At 71.5% G+C, this 19,090-nt stretch carries 16 protein-coding genes; 6 read left to right on the forward strand and 10 right to left on the reverse strand.

All coding sequences use genetic code 11. From position 1 onward, the window contains the following. Positions 1–43 precede the first annotated feature (43 nt). Both ACFW3L_RS23055 and ACFW3L_RS23060 read left to right on the forward strand, forming a co-directional pair. The gene (locus ACFW3L_RS23055) at positions 44–1,258 is read left to right on the forward strand and encodes an amidohydrolase (RefSeq protein ID WP_378744683.1); all 1,215 of its coding nucleotides are present in this window, start codon (positions 44–46) and stop codon (positions 1,256–1,258) included. 202 nt (positions 1,259–1,460) lie between these two features. Next, positions 1,461–1,673, forward strand: a complete 213-nt coding sequence (locus tag ACFW3L_RS23060; RefSeq protein ID WP_378744690.1) for a hypothetical protein — start codon at positions 1,461–1,463, stop codon at positions 1,671–1,673. Between the two features lie 19 nt (positions 1,674–1,692). Here the strand turns inward: ACFW3L_RS23060 and ACFW3L_RS23065 are convergent, their stop codons facing one another. Continuing rightward, the gene (locus ACFW3L_RS23065; RefSeq protein WP_378744703.1) at positions 1,693–2,496 is read right to left on the reverse strand and encodes a TIGR03089 family protein; all 804 of its coding nucleotides are present in this window, start codon (positions 2,494–2,496) and stop codon (positions 1,693–1,695) included. A gap of 141 nt (positions 2,497–2,637) precedes the next feature. Here ACFW3L_RS23065 and ACFW3L_RS23070 point away from each other — a divergent pair, with 141 nt between their 5' ends. Genes ACFW3L_RS23070 through ACFW3L_RS23080 form a run of 3 tightly spaced genes read left to right on the forward strand, consistent with a single transcriptional unit; the run spans position 2,638 to position 6,777 of the window. Further along, positions 2,638–4,698 carry a hypothetical protein gene (locus ACFW3L_RS23070; protein ID WP_378744707.1) on the forward strand — a complete coding sequence of 687 codons (2,061 nt, stop codon included), beginning with the start codon at positions 2,638–2,640 and terminating at the stop codon, positions 4,696–4,698. Positions 4,699–4,738: 40 nt separating this feature from the next. Next, entirely contained in the window at positions 4,739–5,674 is a 936-nt protein-coding gene (locus ACFW3L_RS23075; protein WP_352387834.1) for a glycosyltransferase family 2 protein, read from the forward strand. After that, the gene (locus tag ACFW3L_RS23080; protein ID WP_378744730.1) at positions 5,671–6,777 is read left to right on the forward strand and encodes a glycosyltransferase family 4 protein; all 1,107 of its coding nucleotides are present in this window, start codon (positions 5,671–5,673) and stop codon (positions 6,775–6,777) included. The genes ACFW3L_RS23075 and ACFW3L_RS23080 overlap by 4 nt, the downstream gene beginning before the upstream one ends. 2 nt (positions 6,778–6,779) lie before the next feature. Here ACFW3L_RS23080 and ACFW3L_RS23085 read toward each other — a convergent pair whose 3' ends face one another. Together ACFW3L_RS23085 and ACFW3L_RS23090 are read right to left on the reverse strand one after the other, a co-directional pair. Continuing rightward, positions 6,780–7,547: a hypothetical protein gene (locus ACFW3L_RS23085; protein WP_378744745.1), complete on the reverse strand. Its 768-nt coding sequence runs from the start codon at positions 7,545–7,547 to the stop codon at positions 6,780–6,782. Positions 7,548–7,716: 169 nt separating this feature from the next. Then, complete coding sequence (locus ACFW3L_RS23090) at positions 7,717–8,760, reverse strand: lysylphosphatidylglycerol synthase domain-containing protein (RefSeq protein WP_378744758.1); 1,044 nt, start codon at positions 8,758–8,760, stop codon at positions 7,717–7,719. A gap of 103 nt (positions 8,761–8,863) precedes the next feature. Here ACFW3L_RS23090 and ACFW3L_RS23095 point away from each other — a divergent pair, with 103 nt between their 5' ends. Further along, positions 8,864–11,491 carry a bifunctional FO biosynthesis protein CofGH gene (locus ACFW3L_RS23095; RefSeq protein ID WP_378744772.1) on the forward strand — a complete coding sequence of 876 codons (2,628 nt, stop codon included), beginning with the start codon at positions 8,864–8,866 and terminating at the stop codon, positions 11,489–11,491. A gap of 45 nt (positions 11,492–11,536) precedes the next feature. Here ACFW3L_RS23095 and ACFW3L_RS23100 read toward each other — a convergent pair whose 3' ends face one another. From ACFW3L_RS23100 to cofD, 7 genes are all read right to left on the reverse strand, one after another. Continuing rightward, positions 11,537–12,325 (reverse strand): DUF6082 family protein, encoded by a 789-nt coding sequence (locus tag ACFW3L_RS23100; protein WP_378744781.1) that lies wholly within the window; start codon positions 12,323–12,325, stop codon positions 11,537–11,539. Further along, positions 12,273–12,932, reverse strand: a complete 660-nt coding sequence (locus tag ACFW3L_RS23105) for a DUF6879 family protein (RefSeq protein WP_378744787.1) — start codon at positions 12,930–12,932, stop codon at positions 12,273–12,275. The genes ACFW3L_RS23100 and ACFW3L_RS23105 overlap by 53 nt, the downstream gene beginning before the upstream one ends. Further along, a complete protein-coding gene (locus ACFW3L_RS23110) occupies positions 12,925–13,194 on the reverse strand; it encodes a hypothetical protein (RefSeq protein ID WP_378744792.1) in 270 nt (89 codons plus the stop codon). The genes ACFW3L_RS23105 and ACFW3L_RS23110 overlap by 8 nt, the downstream gene beginning before the upstream one ends. Before the next feature lie 506 nt (positions 13,195–13,700). Continuing rightward, a complete protein-coding gene (locus tag ACFW3L_RS23115) occupies positions 13,701–14,711 on the reverse strand; it encodes a chitinase (protein WP_378744797.1) in 1,011 nt (336 codons plus the stop codon). A gap of 143 nt (positions 14,712–14,854) precedes the next feature. Next, positions 14,855–16,441 carry a Na+/H+ antiporter gene (locus ACFW3L_RS23120; protein ID WP_378744803.1) on the reverse strand — a complete coding sequence of 529 codons (1,587 nt, stop codon included), beginning with the start codon at positions 16,439–16,441 and terminating at the stop codon, positions 14,855–14,857. Positions 16,442–16,531: 90 nt separating this feature from the next. After that, positions 16,532–17,827, reverse strand: a complete 1,296-nt coding sequence (locus ACFW3L_RS23125; RefSeq protein ID WP_378745067.1) for a coenzyme F420-0:L-glutamate ligase — start codon at positions 17,825–17,827, stop codon at positions 16,532–16,534. 44 nt (positions 17,828–17,871) lie between these two features. After that, a complete protein-coding gene (gene cofD / locus ACFW3L_RS23130) occupies positions 17,872–18,861 on the reverse strand; it encodes a 2-phospho-L-lactate transferase (protein WP_378744808.1) in 990 nt (329 codons plus the stop codon). Positions 18,862–19,090: the final 229 nt, after the last annotated feature.

Genomic DNA, 19,090 nt, shown 5'->3' on the forward strand with positions numbered 1-19,090 from the left:
ACGGCCTTGGGAACGTGACCGTCCATGGGCTAGGTTGCCCGCCATGGATATCGCAATCACTTCCGGATACGTGGTTCCCGTCGACGGCGACCCCATCGACGGGGGCACGGTCCTCATCTCCGACGGGAAGATCGCCGCCGTCGGACCGGCCGCCGACGTCACGGTCCCCGAGGGCGCCGAGATCGTCGACGCCGCGGGTCAGTGGGTCCTTCCCGGCTTCGTCGAGGCCCACGGCCACGTGGGTATCCACGAGGAGACCATCGGCTGGGCCGGTGACGACACCAACGAGATGACCGACCCCAACGGCGCCCGCATGCGCGCGATCGACGCCATCAACCCCGCCGACCAGGGTTTCGCCGACGCCCTGTCCGGAGGCGTCACCAGCTCGGTGATCAAGCCCGGCTCCGGGAACCCCATCGGCGGCCGCACCGTCGCCCTCAAGATGTGGGGCCGCAGCGTCGAGGACCGCCTCCTCAAGGAGCCCGCCAGCGTCAAGAGCGCCCTCGGTGAGAACCCCAAGCGCGTCTACGGCAAGAAGGACACCCTGCCCTCCACCCGGCAGGGCGTGGCCGCGGTCATCCGCGACGCCTTCACCCGGGCCCAGGACTACAAGGCCAAGCGGGACCACGCCGCCCAGGAGGGCACGCCCTTCGACCGCGACAACACCCTGGAGACCCTCGTCCAGGTCCTCGACGGCGAGGTGCCCTGGTGCCAGCACGTGCACCGCGCCGACGACATGCACACCGCGATGCGCCTGGCCGACGAGTTCGGCTACCGCCTCATCATCAACCACTGCACCGAGGGCCACCTGCTGGCCGACGAGATCGCCGAGCGCGGCATCCCCGTCATCACCGGTCCGCTGATGACCAGCCGTTCCAAGGTGGAGGTGGGCAACCGGACCCTGGCCAACCCGGGCATCCTGGACCGCGCGGGCGTGAAGGTCGCCCTCACCACCGACGCCCCGGTCATCCCGATCGAGTTCCTCGTGTACCAGGCCATCCTGTGCGTGAAGGAGGGCATGGACCGCGACTCCGCGATCCGCGCGCTCACCGTCAACCCCGCGGAGATCATGGGCCTGGACGACCGGGTCGGGTCCCTGCGCCCCGGGCTGGACGCCGACGTCGTGGTGTGGTCCGGAGACCCGCTCGACATCATGAGCCGCGCCCGGCGCGTGTTCGTCGACGGCCGCGAGGTGTACACCTACGACGAGTCGACGCGCGCCGGGATCGTCGCGGACGCCTACTACCGGGAGTCCTGAGCCCGGACCGCCGTGCGGCCCCACCGCCCCCCACCGGCCCTCTGAGGTACCTCAGACGTCCTCACGCCGTGTCCCGCGCCCTCTGAGGCGGGGCACGGCGCCGTCATCTGGTGAAGTCTCCCGATGTGCGGCCGGGTGCCTTAGCCGGAGTCTGTAACCAGCCGGGAGGTTCCCGGCCGACACGGACCAGCAGGGGGACACCATGCACCCGGACTTCGCCGCACAGGCCGCCGACCTCTACCGGGCCGAGGCCGAACGGGCCGCCCGCGAGGAGCGCGCCGCGCGCCAGGCACGGAAGGAGCGGCGCGAGGAGGCCCGGAGGGTCCGAGCGGCCGAGCGGGCGGAGGGAGCCCGCCGGTCCCGCTCGGAGTCGCGCCGGAGCGGACGAGGCTGGAGCCTCGCCCTCGGCGCATAGGCGGGAGCGACCGTGGCCCCTACCGCGTCACCCGGCGGAAGGGCAGGTCCCCGGCGGGTTCGGTGCCGTACAGGACGGTCACGCCCTCCGCGCCCATCCGGTCCAGGAACCGCTGGAGCCCGTCCTCGGCGGGCGGCGGGGTGAGTACCAGGGGAACCCCGGAGGCGATCGCGGCGGTGACCACGGCCAGGTCCGCGCCGAAGGAGTCCAGCGGGGCGTCGGGAGCCGTGACGACCGCCAGGCGGTCACGTTCACCCAGGTCCCACGCCTTGGCCAGGGCCAGTCCGGCCGCCACCACCTCGGCGCCGGTCAGAGTGCGCCCGGCGGACTCCAGGGCGGGTTCGGCGGCGTCCACCGGGTAGGCGGGGAAGTGGTCTCCGTGCCCGCGCACCTCCACGGTGTAGTCGGTGACCATCGGCGGTACCTCGCGCAGCGGCAGGCCCAACGGGTCCAGGGAGGTGCCCACGACCTCCTCCGCCCCGCTGTCCAGCGCCTCCGTGAGGCGGTCCGGTCCGGCCACCGCGACCTCGGGCGCCGAGCCCTCACCGGAGAGCACCGCGGCCGCCCCCACCGACCAGCAGGACAGCACCCACGCCAGTGACTGCCAGTGCGGCGGCAGGGCGAGCGAGATCCGATCGCCGGGCTGGGTACCGAAGCCGTCCACGAGCATGTTCGAGGTCTTGGACACCCAGTTGTCGAGAGTGGCCCGGGACAGTTCGATCCGGTCCCCGAGGCCGTCGTAGGAGGTCACGAACGGGCGGGTGGGATCGGCGGAGACGAGGGCGCGCCAGAGCCGCGCGGGAGAGTCGGACATGGCGCCCATGCTAGGGCGTGTTCCCGGACCGATCTCCCGGACCGCCCCCGCCCGCGGCCGCCCCTTCCGAGCACGCCCCCTTTGTCACGGTCGCGCCCTGGTTGGGGACGGAGTGTGCGTAGCGAAGGGCGAAGTGCCAGAGTTGCCTTCATGCGCCTGCTTCCCGGACGGCTCCTCGCCCGTGTGACCGCGCTCCCCGCGATCGCCCTCTCGGCCTGGCTCCTCGTCGCCTTCCCCCTGCTGGTCCTGGGCCAGTTCACCCCGCTGACCGGACTCGTCCTGGGACTGCCCGCCGTCGTCGCGGCGTGCGCCCTGGTACCGCGCCTGCTCCCGGACCCGCCGGACGAGGAGGACGTGCCCTGGTGGCCGGTGGTCGCGGTCGTGGTCGTCACCGTGGGCTTCGCGGTCGTCCAGATCGCCTACCACGCCGAGGCCCTGGTGATCCGGCGGGACCCGGCCTCCTACGCCATGTACACGGCCTGGATCGCGGAGAACGGGTTCCTGCCCATCCCGCAGCAGCGGGAACTCATCGCGGGGGACGACCCGGCCCTGAGCTACCAGAGCCTCGCCCACTACCAGCGCGACGACGTCATCTGGCCGCAGTTCATGGCCGGGGCGCCGCTGGTGCTGGCGGTCGGCTACTGGCTCGGCGGCCTGGACGGCATGCTGGTGACCACCCCGGTCCTGGGAGCGCTGGGCGTGCTGACCTTCGCCGGGCTCACCGCCCGCCTGGTCGGCGCCCGCTGGGCCCCGCTGGCCGCCCTGATCCTGGCGGTCTGCCTGCCCCAGCAGTGGGTCAGCCGGTTCACCTACAGCGAGCCCCTCGCGCAGATCCTGCTCCTGGGCGGCATGGTCCTCGCCTTCGACGCCCTGAGCCGCAGACGCGCCCTCACCGACCGTTGGGGAGGCCCCCAGGCGCTGGCGCTGGTGGCCGGGGTGGTGTTCGGCCTCGGCGTGCTGGTGCGCATCGACGCCATCCGCGACCTCCTGCCGGTGGTGGGCTTCGTCGGCCTGCTGCTGGTCGCCAGGCGCGGACAGGCGCTGCCACTGCTCACCGGCCTCGGCGTGGGCGTGGGGTACGGGCTGGTCGCGGGGTACGGCTACTCGCTGCCGTACCTGGAGTACCTGTCGGACTCCCTGAACCCGCTCCTGCTGATCAGCGCCGCGGTCCTCGGCGTCACCGTCGCGCTCACCGCCGCCCTGTGGCGGTTCGGGCTGCCGCACACCGAGCGGGTCCGCTGGCTGCCCAACGCGATGGCGCTGCTCGCGCTGCTGGTCATGGTCGGCTTCGCCGTCCGCCCCCTGCTCTGGCCGGACTACGGGCACGGCAGCGACTTCACCGACCAGTGGGTGGCCTCCGTCCAGGACATCGAGGGACTGCCGATCGAGGGGAGCCGCACCTACTACGACATGAGCCTGTACTGGGTGGGCTGGTACGTGGGGCTGAGCACCGTGCTGTTCGCCTCCCTGGGGGTGGCGCTGGTCCTGCGGCGCCTCACGCAGCGCCGCGACCTCCAGTGGCTGCTGCCCGCCATGCTGCTCGTGTGGACGGTCTCCACCACGCTCCTGCGCCCCGCCATCACCCCGGACCACCCCTGGGCCAGTAGGCGCCTGATCGTGCTGGTGATCCCGGCGTTCGTGCTGTTCGCGGTCTGGTTCCTGGCCTGGCTGACCCGCTACTGCGAGAACTCCGTCCGGCACACCCGCGCCACCGCGATGGTGCGGAGCCTCCCGGTCGTGGTGGCCGCCGGTTCGGCGGTCGCCCTGCTCGGACCCGGAGCGGTCACCTCGGCGTCGGGGATCATGGGGTACCGGCAGGACGTGGGCACCGTGGCCGAGACGGAGAGTCTCTGCGCGTCGCTGCCCCCCGACTCCTCGGTCATCGTGGTCGACCCCGGGCTGGCGGGCAACTACATGCCGCTGCTGCGCAACGTCTGCGGCGTGCCCACAGCCTCCCTGGACGACCCCTCCCCGGAGGCGGTCGAGAGGGTCGTCTCGGCCGTGCACCAGCGGGGCCGGGACGCGGTGCTGGCCGCCCCCGACTGGGAACCGCTCGACGCGCTCACCGGGTCCACGGTCGAACCCGAACGGCACTTCCACGTCGTCGCCCAGATGGACCCCAGTACCCTCATGGAACCCCCGACCGGACACTGGACCTTCAACGGCAGTGTGTGGACCGCCGTCCTGCCCGCCACGAACGATCCGGCGTGAGACCCCCGCCCGTCCCTCGACCACCCCGCTGAGAAGGACCATGAGCCACGCAGACGCCCCAGGCCGAGCCCCGGAGCACGACGCCCCGCCGGTGCGGGTCACGATCGTCCTCCCCTGCTACAACGAGGAGGAGCACGTCGTCGACGAGATCAAACGGATCTGCTCGGCGATGGACTCCTCGGGGTACACGTACGAACTGCTCGCCGTCGACGACGCCTCCACCGACGAGACCCTGACCCGGCTGCGCGAGGTGGAGGGCCTCTTCCCGCACATGAGGGTGGTCCCCTTCGGGCACAACGGCGGCGCGGGCACCGTGCGGCGGATCGGCAGCCAGCGGGCGCGCGGCGAGTTCGTGGCGTGGACCGACGCCGACATGAGCTACCCCAACGAGCGCATCCCCGAGCTCGTCGCCATGCTCGACAACGACCCGGAGATCGACCAGGTCGTGGGTGCGCGCACCCAGGAGAGGGGATCGCACAAGGCGCTCCGGGTCCCCGCCAAGTGGATGATCCGGAAGGTCGCGGAACGCCTCACCAACACCCGCATCCCGGACCTCAACTCCGGGCTCCGGGTGTTCCGCAGGGACGTCGCCCGCCCCTACCTGCGGCTCCTGCCCCCGGGGTTCTCCTGCGTCACCACCATCACGCTGGCGTTCCTGTCCAACCAGCACCCGCTGAGGTACGTGCCCATCGAGTACGCCAAGCGGGCGGGGACGTCCAAGTTCCACTTCGTGCGCGACGCCTACCGGTACATCCTCCAGGTGCTCCGCATGGTCATGTACTTCAACCCGCTCAAGGTCCTCATGCCGCCCGCACTGTGGCTGCTGGGGATCGGGGCGGTCAAGTTCGTCTACGACCAGGTCCGCAACCCGCTCTACATACCCAACAACACCGTCATGATCCTCATGACCGGGCTGATCATCGCGGCGATCGCGCTCCTGGCCGACCTCATCGTGCGTTCCAGGGAGCACCCGTGACCGGCCGGATCACCCTCGTGGGCCCCGCACACCCCTACAAGGGCGGCGGGGCCCGGCACACGACGGAGCTCGCGCACCGGCTGCGCGCGCTCGGCCACGAGACGGGCGTCGAGTCCTGGCGGGCGCAGTACCCGGCGGCGCTCTACCCGGGCACGCAGACCATCACCGACCCCGAGGGGGAGCCGTACCCGGACACCCGCCACGAGCTGGCCTGGTACCGGCCGGACGGCTGGTGGCGCACGGGGCGTCGGCTCGCGGGCGAGGACGCCCTGGTGGTGCTCACCCTGTTCTCGCCGGTGCAGGTGCCCGCCTACCTCGGCGTCCTCGCCGGGATCAGGTCGCGACGGCGGGGGACCCGGGTGGTGGCGCTGTGCCACAACGTGCTGCCGCACGAGCGCCGGGCGGTGGACGTGTCCCTGGTACGCGCGCTGCTGCGGCGGGTGGACGGGGTCCTCACCCACTCGGCCGAACAGGGCCACCTCGCCGAGGGGCTGCTCGGCCCGGACCGGCCGCGTCCCGTGGTCGCGGAGATGCCGCCGCACCTGCCCGAGACCGGGGGAGCGCGTGCCGGTGGTTCGGGGGAGCACCGAAACCTGGTGTTCTTCGGGATCGTCCGCCCGTACAAGGGGGTGGACGTGCTGCTGCGCGCCCTGGCCGAGGGGGCGCCCGAGGACGTCACCCTCACCGTCGCCGGTGAGTTCTGGGGAGGTTCCACGGACCTCGCCGACCTGGCCGGGGAGTTGGGCGTGGCCGACCGGGTCCGGTTCCGCGAGGGGTACGTGCCCGCGGACGAGCTGCCCGGGCTGCTCGCCGGGGCCGACGCCCTGGTGCTGCCCTACCGCTCCGCCACCGCCACCCAGAACGTGTGGCTGGCGCACGAGCACGGTCTCCCGGTGATCGCCACCCGGGCGGGCACCCTCGCGGACCACGTGCGCGACGGCGTGGACGGGCTGCTCTGCGAACCGGGAGACGTCGCGGACCTCGCCCGGGCGCTGGCCGCCTTCTACGAGCCGGGCACGCCCGCCCGGCTCAGGGAGGGTGTCCGGCCGGTGGACGCCGAACCGTACTGGAGGGCCTACACCGACCGGCTGCTGTCCGCCTGACCTCAGGACGCCCGGCGGCGGCGCAGGTGGAGCACGGCGGGCACCAGCATGCAGACGGCGCCGAGCACCCCCACGCCCAGAAGGACCCACGGGAGGTACGCGCGCGGGTCGGAGGACGCCTCCTGGCCCGACGCGCGCTGTTCCGTCAGCTCGTCCTCGGTGCCCACCTGGACGCTGCTCAGCGGGGTCGCGGCGGTCACCGTGCAGTCCCCGAACCCGGGCAGGCTGAAGGTCTCGGTGGCCACGCGGACCTCGTAGAAGCCCAGTGGCGGTTCCCAGTCCTCCCAGGCCAGGCCGGGCGGATCGTCACCGGTCAGCAGCCTGCCGTCGTCGCCGGAGAGCGTGGCGGTGAGGGTTCCGGCGCGCTCGGTGGCCGCGCCCATGTCCTCGGCGCTGATCCCGGGCAGCGGTTCGGGGTTCGGCACCAGTTCCAGTTCGAGGTCGGTCGTCCCCTCCTCGCCCTCGGTCTCGTCCTCGCCGTCCTCCTCGCTGTCGGCGGCGAGCTCGGCGGCCAGGCTCAGGGAGAGCTCGGGCTGGCCGTCGGGGGAGTCGCTCACCACGGGGAAGAGCTGACCCACCACGGTGAGGGTGCCCGCGCCCTGGTCACACGCCACGTCGGCGGGTTTGACGTACGCGTGGGTGGGGCCTTCGGCGGTGGCCTCGGCCGTGGGTTCGGTCGCCGGATCGGCCGCGCCGAGGGTGGCCGGTGCCAGTGTGAGGGTCACGGCGAGGGCGGACAGGACACGTGGGAAGCGGGGGGCCCAGTTCATACGGCATGAGCATAGGCCGCGTCCCGCCAAAAAAGAAGGTTTCTTTCCTGTTTTGTTGCGCGGGGCGTTCCCTGCCGTTCGGTGCCCACCCAGGGCCCGCCCGGTCGCCTCCGGACCGTTTCCGGACTTCGGGCCGGACGCGTCTCCTCCTCGCTCCCCGCGCCGGGCCCTACTCGGGTTCCCGCTCGGAGCCCGGTCCCGTACGCGCCCTCGGGGACGGTCTCTCCGGATCCCCCACGGACGCTCCGCGCACCGGCCCAGAACCCTCCTCCCCGTCACCGGAACCACCCTTCGGCGGTCCCGGCGACAACAGGAGCGACAGCCCCGCCCAGCCCACGTCCGCCACCGTCATCACCAGCCGGGACAGCACCGCCACCACGAGGGCGGCGCCCGCGTCGACCACCGGCGCCAGCGCCACCACCAGCACCACCTCGCGCACGCCCAGACCGGCGGGCGCGAACACCACCAGCAGCCCCAGAGTCCAGGCGAGCGCGTAGGCGCCCACCGCCGGGCCCACCGATCCCAGGGCGTCGCCCCCCACGGCCCAGGTCAGCAACCACACGTGCGCGCCCAACGGCACCCACGCCACCAGGGTCCAGGACACCGACGTCGCGACCGAACGCCCGCCGATCTCCAGTGGACCCGCCTCGGCCACCTCGCGGAACCGCGCGAAGGGGCGGGCCGCCAGCCGGACCCCCCACCCCAGCACCCTCGGGTGCAGGCAGGCCAACAGCAACGGGGCGGCGGCCAGCGCCCACCACCAGCGCCGGGCCGCCTCGGCGGAGGACAGCGGCAGGGCCACCGCCGCCACCGCCAGGCTCACGGCCACCGTGACGGCGATCGCCAGCAGGGTCGCCGCCGCCCCCCGCGATCTCGGCACCCGCCAGTCACGGGCCAGCTCCACCTGGGCCACGAACGCCCACACCGACCCCGGCAGGTACTTGCCGAGCTGGCCCACGAACATCACCCGGGCGGCCGCCGCCCTCGGCAACGGCGAGCCCAGACCGGCCAGCAGCGAGCGCCACGCCATCATCTGCGCCACCAGCCCCAGCATGCCCGCCAGCACCGCCGTGGGCAGCACCCAGAGCGGGAGCTCGGACACAGCGGCCCGTGCCTGCGTCCAGTTGGCGTACAGGGCGGCGCCCGCGCACGCGCACACCAGCGCGAGCAGGGCCAGGCGCACCCAGGAGTTCCGTCGAAGCCGAGTCAGCACCCCCCAAGCCTATGCCGCGGACCCCGCCCCTCCCGGGTTGTCCACAGGCCCGACCGGGTGGCGCCCGCGACCGAAACCGACCGGGCGCGTAGGGTGATCGCTTATGAGTGGTGCGAACGACCCTGCCCCCATCCCCACCCCGACGGCATCCGTCACGCGCAGGGCCCTGGCCCGTGCCCGGGACGGCAAGACCCTCGACGTCACCGAGGCGGAGGTACTGCTGCACGCCCGGGACGAGGACCTCGACCAACTCCTGGAGTACGCGGGACGGGTCCGCGACGCGGGCCTGGAGGCGGCGGGCCGCCCCGGCGTCATCACCTACAGCCGCAAGGTCTTCGTCCCCCTGACCCGCCTGTGCCGCGACCGCTGCCACTACTGCACCTTCGCCACGGTCCCCGGGCGTCTCGACGCGCCCTTCATGTCGCCGGACGAGGTCCTGGAGGTCGCCCGCGAGGGCGCCGCCCTGGGCTGCAAGGAAGTCCTCATCACCCTGGGAGACCGGCCCGAGGACCGCTGGAAGCAGGCCGCCGAGTGGCTCAACTCGCGCGGCTACGACGACACCCTCTCCTACGTGCGCGCCATGGCGATCATGATCCTGGAAGAGACCGGTCTGCTCCCGCACCTCAACCCCGGGGTGCTGACCTGGTCCGACCTCCAGCGGCTCAAGCCCGTCGCCCCCTCCATGGGGATGATGCTGGAGACCACCTCCCGGCGGCTGTTCACCGAGAAGGGCCAGCCCCACTACGGCAGCCCCGACAAGGACCCCGCCGTGCGGCTGCGCGCCCTGGAGGACGCCGGGCGCTCCAGCGTCCCCTTCACGACCGGCATCCTGCTCGGGATCGGTGAGACGGTCGCGGACCGCGCGGAGTCGATCTTCGCGATGCGCGGGGTCTCCCGCCGCTACGGCGGCGTGCAGGAGGTCATCGTGCAGAACTTCCGGGCCAAGCCGGACACCGCGATGATGCACCGGCCCGACGCCGAACGCGACATGATGGCCGCCACCATCGCGGTCACCCGCCTCGTCATGGGGCCCCGGGCCCACGTGCAGGCCCCGCCCAACCTCATCGGCGCGGACCGGGGAGGCGTGGACGAGTACGCACTGATGATCCGCGCGGGCATCGACGACTGGGGCGGTGTCTCTCCGCTCACCGCCGACCACGTCAACCCCGAGCGCCCCTGGCCGCAGATCGACGACCTCGCCGCCCGCACCGCCGCCCAGGGCTTCGACCTGCGTGAGCGCCTCACCGTGTACCCCGAGTACATCCGGGCGGGAGAGCCCTGGGTCGACCCGCGCCTGCGCGAGCACGTCCACGCCCTGGTGGACCCGGAGACCGGCCTGGCCCGCGAGGACGCACCCCTGGTGGGCCGCCCCTGGCAGGAGCCGGAGGCGGTCCTGGTCTCCTCGGGCCGCACCGACCTGCACACGGAGATCGACGGCGAGGGCCGCACCGGTGACCGGCGCGGCGACTTCGACGCGGTCTACGGCGACTGGGACGAACTGGCCTCCGGAGTGGACCGGAAGGGGGCCACACCCCGACGCCTGGACCCCGAGATCGCCGCCGCACTGCGCAGCGCCGAGAACGACCCGGCCGGACTCGGCGACTCCGAGGCGTTGGCCCTGCTGCACGCCGACGGGGACGCCCTGGACGCGCTCACCGACCTGGCCGACCGGGTCCGCCGCGACACCGTGGGCGACGACGTCACCTACGTCGTGACCAGGAACATCAACTTCACGAACGTCTGCTACACCGGCTGCCGGTTCTGCGCGTTCGCCCAGCGGCGCACCGACGCCGACGCCTACACGCTCTCCCTCGACCAGGTGGCCGACCGCGCCGAGGAGGCCTGGAAGGCGGGGGCCACCGAGGTGTGCATGCAGGGCGGCATCCACCCGGACCTGCCCGGGACCGCCTACTTCGACATCGCCGCCGCCGTCCGCGAGCGCGTCCCCGACATGCACGTCCACGCCTTCAGCCCAATGGAGGTGGTCAACGGCGCCGCCCGGACCAACCTGTCCGTGCGCGAGTGGCTGACCCGCGCCCGCGAGGCCGGACTGGGGTCGATCCCGGGGACCGCCGCCGAGATCCTCGACGACGAGGTCCGGTGGGTGCTCACCAAGGGCAAGCTCCCGGCCAGCGAGTGGATCGAGGTCATCACGAGCGCCCACGACCTGGGCATCCCGACCACGTCCACGATGATGTACGGGCACGTGGACTCCCCGCACCACTGGGTGGCGCACATCAAGCTGCTGCGGTCGCTCCAGGAACGGTCCATGGAGCGCAACGGCAGGCCCGGCTTCACGGAGTTCGTTCCGCTGCCGTTCGTGCACACCAACGCGCCGATCTACCTCGCCGGGCTGGCCCGCACGGGGCCGACCGTCCGGGAGAACCGCGCGGTGCACGCCCTGGCCCGACTCCTCCTGCACGGGAGCATCGACAACATCCAGGGCTCCTGGGTCAAGCTCGCGGAGGACACCTTCCGTCAGCTGCTGCGCGGGGGAGTCAACGACGTGGGCGGCACCCTGATGGAGGAGACCATCAGCCGCATGGCCGGTTCCGGCCAGGGTTCCTACAAGACCATCAGTGACATCAGGGCCCTCGTCGAGCCCACGGGCCGCCCGGTCCGTCAGCGCACCACCCTCTACGGGACCGTCCCGGAGGAGCGCCGCCGAGTCGCGGAGGCCAGCGACGGCGTGGCCGCGAGCATCCTGCGGCCCCAGCTGCCGATGGCCTGACCAGGAACGGAGGGTGCGGGACGCCGAGCGCGCCCCGCACCCCGGTCAGGCGTCGCGACGCCCCAGCGCGGTGAGGACCGCACCGGTCACCACGCCGCCCAGCCCGAAGGCCAGGAGGGCCGGGGCGGCTCGGCGCAGCTGGGACCGGGGCCGTGTGTCGGGGCGCGGGGGTACCCGCCTCGGCACGGGGGCCGGGGCCTCGGCCAGCGCCGCACGGTAGGCGTCGTCGAGGATCTGGTTGAACCTGGCGTCGGCCCTGCTCGCTGGCGCGGACAGGCGACTGGTCCGGGCCTGCGCCCAGTAGTCCCGGCCGACCTCGCCCCGGAACATCTCCAGGGCGTTGCGGTGCAGGCGTTTCTCGGGGGTCGCCCCGGCCCGGAACGAGGTGCCCCACTGCGTGACGATCATGTTCGTGTACATGAGCTGCTTGCGGGCCCTGGCGTCGTCCTCGCCGTCGACCGGCCCCCAGCACTCGTCGAGGTCGGGGTCGGACATGGCCATTCGCAGGAGGTCGCCCATGGCCTGACGGCGGCTGTCGTCCGCCGCTCTGCGCAGTTCACGGGCCTGGTAGACGAGGGTCACGATCACACCGAGGAGCGCGAGCACCGCGATCAACGCGGAGATCGCCCCGTAGGTCTGGCCGATGAGACTCAGTCGTTCCCACTCCTTGTTCGTACCGCCGAAAACGCGCAGACCCAGGGGTGAGACGAGGGTCAGCGCGAGTCCGGCGAGTACCACCAGTACGACGACGACAGCCGGGAGGATCCTCGCGGCGCCCCGGTCAGCCGCTGACGGCGGAACGGGCGTGCTCCGGTCGGCCGACGGCCGGGACACGCGGACGGACCTCCCTGTCGTAGAACTCGAGCAGGGGTTCGGACCTGCGGTAGAGGTCGGCGATGGCCTCGGACAGGGTTCGGGCGAGCTCAGGGTCGTCGATCCGCTTGGCTCCGATGGGGGTCCAGCGTTCGTCGTAGCGAACCTGGTAGACGACCTCTCCTCCGTAGACCACGAGTTCCGGGAGGGGTGACTCCCGCTCGAACTCCCCGACCTGCTCGGCATCCAGAACACCGATCTCGTACCCGCTCTCGACGAAAACGCGGTGGCTCAACATCTCCCACCGAAGATACGGGGTGATCGGGGTCTCGACGATCCGGACCCGGCGCAGGTGCACTCCTTGCTGCGTGTAGCTCCTCCGTTGGCGTTCCAGGTCGGGGCGCTCGCTCTCGAAGATCCGGGCCACCCTGGCCCAGTCACCCTCCTGGTAGGCCTCCCACGCCGGGTCGCCGTCCTCGTGGAAGACCTGGGACCGCTCCAGCTTCCAGGAGTCTCCGACGATGTCCGGGTCGGCGCGGACTCGCGCCGCGTCCGCGTGGTAGGCGCGACGGTCCAACTCGCGTCCGGGAGACGCGCGAACGGCATGGAAGGGAGTGGCGTCAGGCATCGCTGATGTCCTTCTTGGCGGATCGGAGCATGATCCCCGGGATCACCACCAGGCGCTCGTCGCTCCCCACCCGGAGGCCGGTGGGGAGTCGGTCCCGGAAGAGTTCGGTCGCGTCGCGCCCCACCACGGCCACGTCGCCGTTGTCGAGCTCCCAGATCTCGGGGCAGTCGTCGTTGAACCTGCTGGCCTTGAGTTCCGCTGCGGTCTTGCCCAGACGCCTCGCGAAGAGTGCTGAGGGGTCGACCTCCCAGAGACGTTCCATGGGTTTCCTTTCAGGCCTGGGGCGGGGGATTAGACGTGCCCATTGAAGGCCTGATTATGCCGTGATCCCGTGGATGGCAGAAATCGGCCAACCGCATCCATGTCACAGCACTGTACGTGTTCAACCGTGCGCTCTTGAGTTTTCCACAGGAGGGCGTGGAAGATTTTTACCCGAGGGGATCCAGAGGTTCTCTCGGGAGGTTCCAGAGGTTCTGACCTCGGGTTCTGTAGGTCACGGAGAGGACTCGAACTGCACATGCTTATGCCTGTGCAGTTTGTTCGGGAGTCGAGTGATTTGCCGCTTCATGAGTCTGGGGCAATTTCCGCTCATGCTATGACGTGCCAGCTTGGCGCCATTCATCGGATTTCGAGGAGCGGGCCACGAAGGAGGGGCGGGACGCCGGGGGGTGGCGTCCCGCCCCTTTTTTCTCGGGCGGCCCGTCGGGGATGGGAGTGAGGCGACGGGGCGCTGTCCGCGGGATGGGAGTGGACCCGCGGGCTGGGGGGTTACTGGAGTCGGGCCGAGATGGTGTTGGCGAAGTCGTAGTTGTTGGTGGCGTCCCAGTTGATGGACCAGGTCATCACGCCGCCGATCGGCCCGTACGGGGTGGTGGGGGAGTAGGAGCCGCAGTCGGTTCCGGTCTCCAGGCAGTCCAGGGCGGAGATGATGCCGCTCGGGGCCAGGTAGCCGCCTCCGGCCGCGGAGGGCACGGCGGGCAGGCCCAGGCCGACCTGGTCGGGGCTCAGGCCCATCTCCAGCTGGATGCAGGCCAGCGCGGCGACGAAGTCGCTCGTGCCCTGCTGGTAGACGCTGTCGTCACAACCGAGCATGGAGCCCGAGTTGTAGTACTGCATGTTCACGATGGTGAGGATGTCGGAGATGTTGCTGGCCAGCTGGTAGTACCCGGCGCTGGGGCTCTGGAAGTCGATGGTCTGGGGCGCCATCGTGATGATGAGCCCGGGCCCCGCCTGGCCGCTGAGGTCCTGTAGGGCGCTGGTCATGTGCTCGGCGTTGATGCCGTGCTCCAGGTCGATGTCCACACCGTCGAACCCGTAGTCCTGCATGAGCTCGTGGGTGGTGTCCGCGAAGTTCTGCGCCTGGGTGGGGTTGGTGACGTCCACGTGGCCGAGCTCGCCGCCTACGGAGATGATCACCTTGCGGCCCTCGGCCTGGATGGCGGCGATGTCCTCGCGGAACTGCGCGTCGGTGTAGCCGTCGAGCTCGTCGCTGGCCAGGTTGAAGGTGATGCCGCCGTCGAGCTGGGGATGGTTGTCGGCGAAGGCGACCGCCACGAGGTTGTACTCGCTGGGGATCTCGGAGAGCGGCATCACGGTGGAGCCGTTGTCGAAGTTGTGCCAGTAGCCGGTGAGCCACTGGCTGGTCTGCTGGGTCTCGACGGGATCCGTCGAGGCCTGTGCCGGTTCGGGGGCCAGGGCACCGACGGAGGTGACGAACGCTGTGGCCACGGCGGCGAGGCCGCTGAGGATCGCGAGCCTGGACTTCCGGGGGCTGAGCATGGGGAGTGCTCCTTTCGTCGAGCGGGGTGACGAAGGCGTGCTCTGTGAGCCGGTAATTGTTAGGAAACTTTAAAGTTGCGTTCCGCGAAGGTCAACGGAAACGGTTAGGAAAGTTTGCGGTTTTCTTGGGCACCCGGTACCAGTCACACTCCGTACTGGCCGGGCCCGCCGTCCCGGATGTCCATGTCCCGGGCGAGCTTCGTGAACACGTCGTGGTCGATGTCCCCCGAGCGGTACAGGGAGATGAGGGAGTCCCGTCGGGCCTGGTTGATCTGGGTGAGGGTCTCCCTGCGGTCCCGGGCGTCCTCCTTCACCCGGTCGAGGTCCCCCTCGTCCAGCAACCCCTTCACGTGCCCGATCCTCTTGCTGAAGCGGTCACGCATGGCGTCCGCCGACCGGTCGTCCAGCTCGCCCCCGGTGAGCATCTCGTCCACCTTGCGCACGGCGGCGCAGTCCATCTCGTACTCGGCCCGCAGGAACTCCCGGTGACGGGTGCCCTCGTCGGACAGTCGCAGCTTGCGCAGCAGCCACGGCAGTGTCGTGCCCTGCGTCAGGAGCGTGCCCATCACGACCACGCCGGCGATGAAGATCAGCGCGCCCCGCTCGGTGAACTGCTGCCCGTTCAGGGTCGCGGGCAGGGACAGCGCGATCGCCAGGGAGATCGCGCCGCGCATTCCGCTCCACCCGATCGCCACGCGCTCCCGGAAGCCCGACACGTCCAGCGGGGACCGGGAGACGAAGCGCTGCAACGACGTCAGGAACATCATCAGCACCATGCGCAGCACCATGGCGGTGGCGGTCACCACGAGCGCCGCCACCACCAGGTCCGTGATCGAGTAGTTCGCCCGTACCGCCCGCAGCACGGCGTCCAACTGCAACCCCAGAAGCACGAACAGCATCGCCTCCAGCAGGCTCACCAGGGTGCCCCAGATGGTCTGCCCGCTCGCCCTCACCCGTGGCGGCAGCAGACCCTCACCGTGGGTACCCAGGTAGAACCCGGCCACGACCGCTGACAGCACCCCGGAGAACCCTGCCATCTCGGAGGGGATGTAGGCCACGAACGGTGTGATGAGCACCGTCATCAACTGGAGTGAGGGGTCCTGGATCCGGTTGCGCCCCCACGCGATCAGCACCGCTACCACGGCGCCGTAGAGCAGCCCGCCCACCACGACCCTGCCCAGTTCCAGCAGGGCGTCCCCCGGGGTGAGCGGGCGCATCATGGCGGTGATGGCCAGGCTGAAGAGGGTCAGGGCGACCCCGTCGTTGATCAGGGACTCACCCTCCAGGATGGTCAGCACCCGACGCGGCGTGCCCACGCGTTTGAGGATCGCGGAGGCCGCCACGGCGTCGGTCGGCGCGATCGCCGCGCCCAACGCGATGGCGGCGGGCCAGCCCGCGGCCGGGATGAGCAGGTGGATGACCGCGGCCAGCCCGAACGCCGTCGCCAGCGTCATCCCGACCGACATCACGATGATGGGCCGCGCCAGTTCGCGCATGTCCCTGGGGGAGGAGAAGAACGCCGCGTTGTAGATCAGCGGCGGCAGGAAGACCAGGAGGATGACCTCGGGAGTGATGGACATCGAGTGCATCCACGGCACGATTCCCAGGAGCATGCCCAGCACCACCAGGACCACCGCTCCCGGGATCCTGATCCGTCCGGCGATCAGCTGGCCCACGATGACCGCGACCACCACGACCAGCGTGGCGATCACGTAGTGCTGAACGGACATCCCGGCTCCCCCCGACGGCCCCGACCCCGCCCCAGCATGCCGGGGCGGGGTCGGGTCACGACGGAGGACGCGCCGTCCTCCACTCGGGGGTCAGCGCACCACCATGAAGGCGTCCGGGTCCCGGGGCGGGCGCTCCTTCGGGGCCTCGGCCGCGTAGCCCACGGCCACCGCGCCCATCGGACGCCAGTCCTCGGGCACCTCCAGGACCTCGCGCACCACGTCGGCGCAGAACATGGTGGAGGAGATCCACGCGGAGCCCAGGCCCTCCATCGCCAGGCCCACCAGCAGGCTCTGCACCCCCGCGCCCATGGCCACCAGGAACATCGACCGCTCGGCGTCCGCGCGGCGCTCGTCCGGATACGGGTGCGCCCCGTCCGCGACCAGGAACGGCACCACCAGGCTGGGCGCGCCGCGCAGCACGTCGCCGCGCCTGGTCCGCCGCGCGATCTGCTCCTCGGTGAAGCCGTCGCGGCGCAGGTCCTCCACCCAGGCCCGCAGCATCGAGTCGAGCAGCCGCTCACGGGTGTCCGGCGACTCCACCAGGACGAACCGCCAGGGGGTCGTGTGGTGCGGTGCGGGGGCGGTCACGGCGGTGGCCACCGCGCGGCGCACCAGGGCCGGGTCGACCGGCCGTTCGGTGAAGGAGCGCACCGTCCGCCGGGCCGCCACGACGTCCCTGGAACCGTAGCGGAACAGGTCGTCGTCGGCCGGGCGGATCAGCTCCGCCGCCCCGGGGCCGTCCTCCTCGGTGACCAGGCCGACCAGGCCCGACACCACGGCGACGGGGACCCCGGAGGCCTTGCCCTTGACCAGCTCACCGGCGGCGGCGACCTCGTCGGCCACCGCGTTGATCGTGGCCTCCATGACGTTGCCCTGGGCGTCGGTGGTGCCGCGCAGGTCCTGCACCGGGGTGATCCCGGCCGCGCCGATCGCCACGTCGGTCTGGCCCATCCGCCAGGGGCGGCCGAACGTGTCCGAGACCACCACACCCACGCGCACGCCCAGGAGCTCGGCCAGCTGTGCCCGCAGGGCGCGCGCGGAGGCGTCGGGGTCCTCGGGCAGCAGGAGCACCGTGCCCGGGGCGACGTTGGAGGCGTCCACCCCGGCGGCGGCCATGACCAGGCCGGAACGGTGCTGGGCGATCCGGATGTGGCCCATCCGCGCCACCACGCGCTCGGTCTCGGCGTCGATCGCGGCCTCACGGTCGTCTCCCGGCTGGGAGCGGCCCTCGGCCTTGCTGACGATCTTGGAGGTGACCACCAGGACGTCGCCGTCCACCAGGGATTGGCCGGAAGCGGCCACGGCCTCGGAGATCAGCGCCGCCAGGTCGTCGCCGGCGCGCACCTCGGGGATGCCGGGCAGCCCGCGTACCCGCAGCTCGCTCACCGGTGGCCCGTCCACCCGGCCCCGCTCCGTTCGCGTCTCGACGCTCACCGGGCCGACTCCCCGCGCTCGGAGAGCTCGACGGCCAGGTCCAGTGCGGCCTGGGCGATCGCCTCGGTGCTCTCCGGGTCGTTCATGTACAGCGGGCGGGAGCGCACCTCCACGCCGTCCACCCGGGTGTCGGCGTCGACCTCGTCCACCAGCCAGCCGTCCAGCAGGTCGGAGCCGAGGTGCTCGGCCACCGGGCCCGCGCCGGTCTCCACTCCGATGGCGCTCAGGCAGGCGTCGGCCATGCCGCGCACGGGGGCTCCGCCGATGATCGGCGAGACACCCACCACGGTCCTGCCCACCATGGCCTCGCGGATGCCCTCGATGTTGAGGATCGAACCCACGCTCACCACGGGGTTGGACGGCGGGATGATCACCGCGTCGGCGTTGCGGATGGCACGGACCACGCCGGGGGCGGGCTTGGCCTTCTCGGCGCCCATGCTGATGATCTGTTCGGCGGGCAGCGCGGCCCGGTGTCGGATCCACCACTCCTGGAAGTGGATCGCCCGCCGCCCGTCCTCGTCGTTGACGATCACGTGCGTCTCGACCTGGTCGTCCGTCATCGGGAGGAGCCGGACGCCCGGCCGCCAGCGGTCGCACAGCGCCGTGGTGATCGCGGAGAGCGGGTACCCGGCGGCGATCATCTGCGCCCGGACGATGTGGGTGGCGGTGTCGCGGTCACCCAGCCCGAACCAGGTGGGCTTCATCCCGTACGCCGCGAGCTCCTCCTTGACCGTGAAGGTCTCGTCGGCACGGCCCCAGCCCTGCTCCTCGTTGATCCCGCCGCCGAGGGTGTACATGACGGTGTCCAGATCCGGGCAGATCCGGAGACCGAAGAGGGTGATGTCGTCACCGGTGTTCCCGATGACGGTGATCTGGTGGTCTGTGGCCTGGTCGGACTCGGTCGCGGCGTCGATCCCCATGGCGGCCCTGAGACCACGGAGGAAACGCGCGCCGCCGATACCGCCAGCCGGTACGACTATCCGCATGCGCCCAAGTCTGGCAGGCTGGGGGCGAGTATGGGTCGTCTGCCCCTCCGTGGGTACGATCCAGCGTGACCGATCCGGGACCGACGGTGTGTGAACCAACGGACGGCGGTCACCATCCCACTTCAACGGCCCCGCGCTCGGTGTCCCCACGTCCTGTCGAGCGCGTTTCGGCCGATTCACCCGACAGCCCGACGATATGCCAAGCTTCCTCCGACGCGACGGCGAAGCA

The organism is Nocardiopsis sp. NPDC058789, assembly GCF_042745575.1.
In the GTDB taxonomy this organism is placed as follows: Bacteria; Actinomycetota; Actinomycetes; order Streptosporangiales; family Streptosporangiaceae; genus Nocardiopsis; species Nocardiopsis eucommiae.

Bases quoted from the DNA above. Each gene is read 5' to 3' on its own strand.
- ACFW3L_RS23055 (WP_378744683.1), top strand. From the start codon at position 44: ATGGATATCGCAATCACTTCCGGATACGTGGTTCCCGTCGACGGCGAC.
- ACFW3L_RS23060 (WP_378744690.1), top strand. From the start codon at position 1,461: ATGCACCCGGACTTCGCCGCACAGGCCGCCGACCTCTACCGGGCCGAG.
- ACFW3L_RS23065 (WP_378744703.1), bottom strand. From the start codon at position 2,496: ATGGGCGCCATGTCCGACTCTCCCGCGCGGCTCTGGCGCGCCCTCGTC.
- ACFW3L_RS23070 (WP_378744707.1), top strand. From the start codon at position 2,638: ATGCGCCTGCTTCCCGGACGGCTCCTCGCCCGTGTGACCGCGCTCCCC.
- ACFW3L_RS23075 (WP_352387834.1), top strand. From the start codon at position 4,739: ATGAGCCACGCAGACGCCCCAGGCCGAGCCCCGGAGCACGACGCCCCG.
- ACFW3L_RS23085 (WP_378744745.1), bottom strand. From the start codon at position 7,547: ATGAACTGGGCCCCCCGCTTCCCACGTGTCCTGTCCGCCCTCGCCGTG.
- ACFW3L_RS23095 (WP_378744772.1), top strand. From the start codon at position 8,864: ATGAGTGGTGCGAACGACCCTGCCCCCATCCCCACCCCGACGGCATCC.
- ACFW3L_RS23105 (WP_378744787.1), bottom strand. From the start codon at position 12,932: ATGCCTGACGCCACTCCCTTCCATGCCGTTCGCGCGTCTCCCGGACGC.
- ACFW3L_RS23110 (WP_378744792.1), bottom strand. From the start codon at position 13,194: ATGGAACGTCTCTGGGAGGTCGACCCCTCAGCACTCTTCGCGAGGCGT.
- ACFW3L_RS23115 (WP_378744797.1), bottom strand. From the start codon at position 14,711: ATGCTCAGCCCCCGGAAGTCCAGGCTCGCGATCCTCAGCGGCCTCGCC.
- ACFW3L_RS23120 (WP_378744803.1), bottom strand. From the start codon at position 16,441: ATGTCCGTTCAGCACTACGTGATCGCCACGCTGGTCGTGGTGGTCGCG.
- cofD (WP_378744808.1), bottom strand. From the start codon at position 18,861: ATGCGGATAGTCGTACCGGCTGGCGGTATCGGCGGCGCGCGTTTCCTC.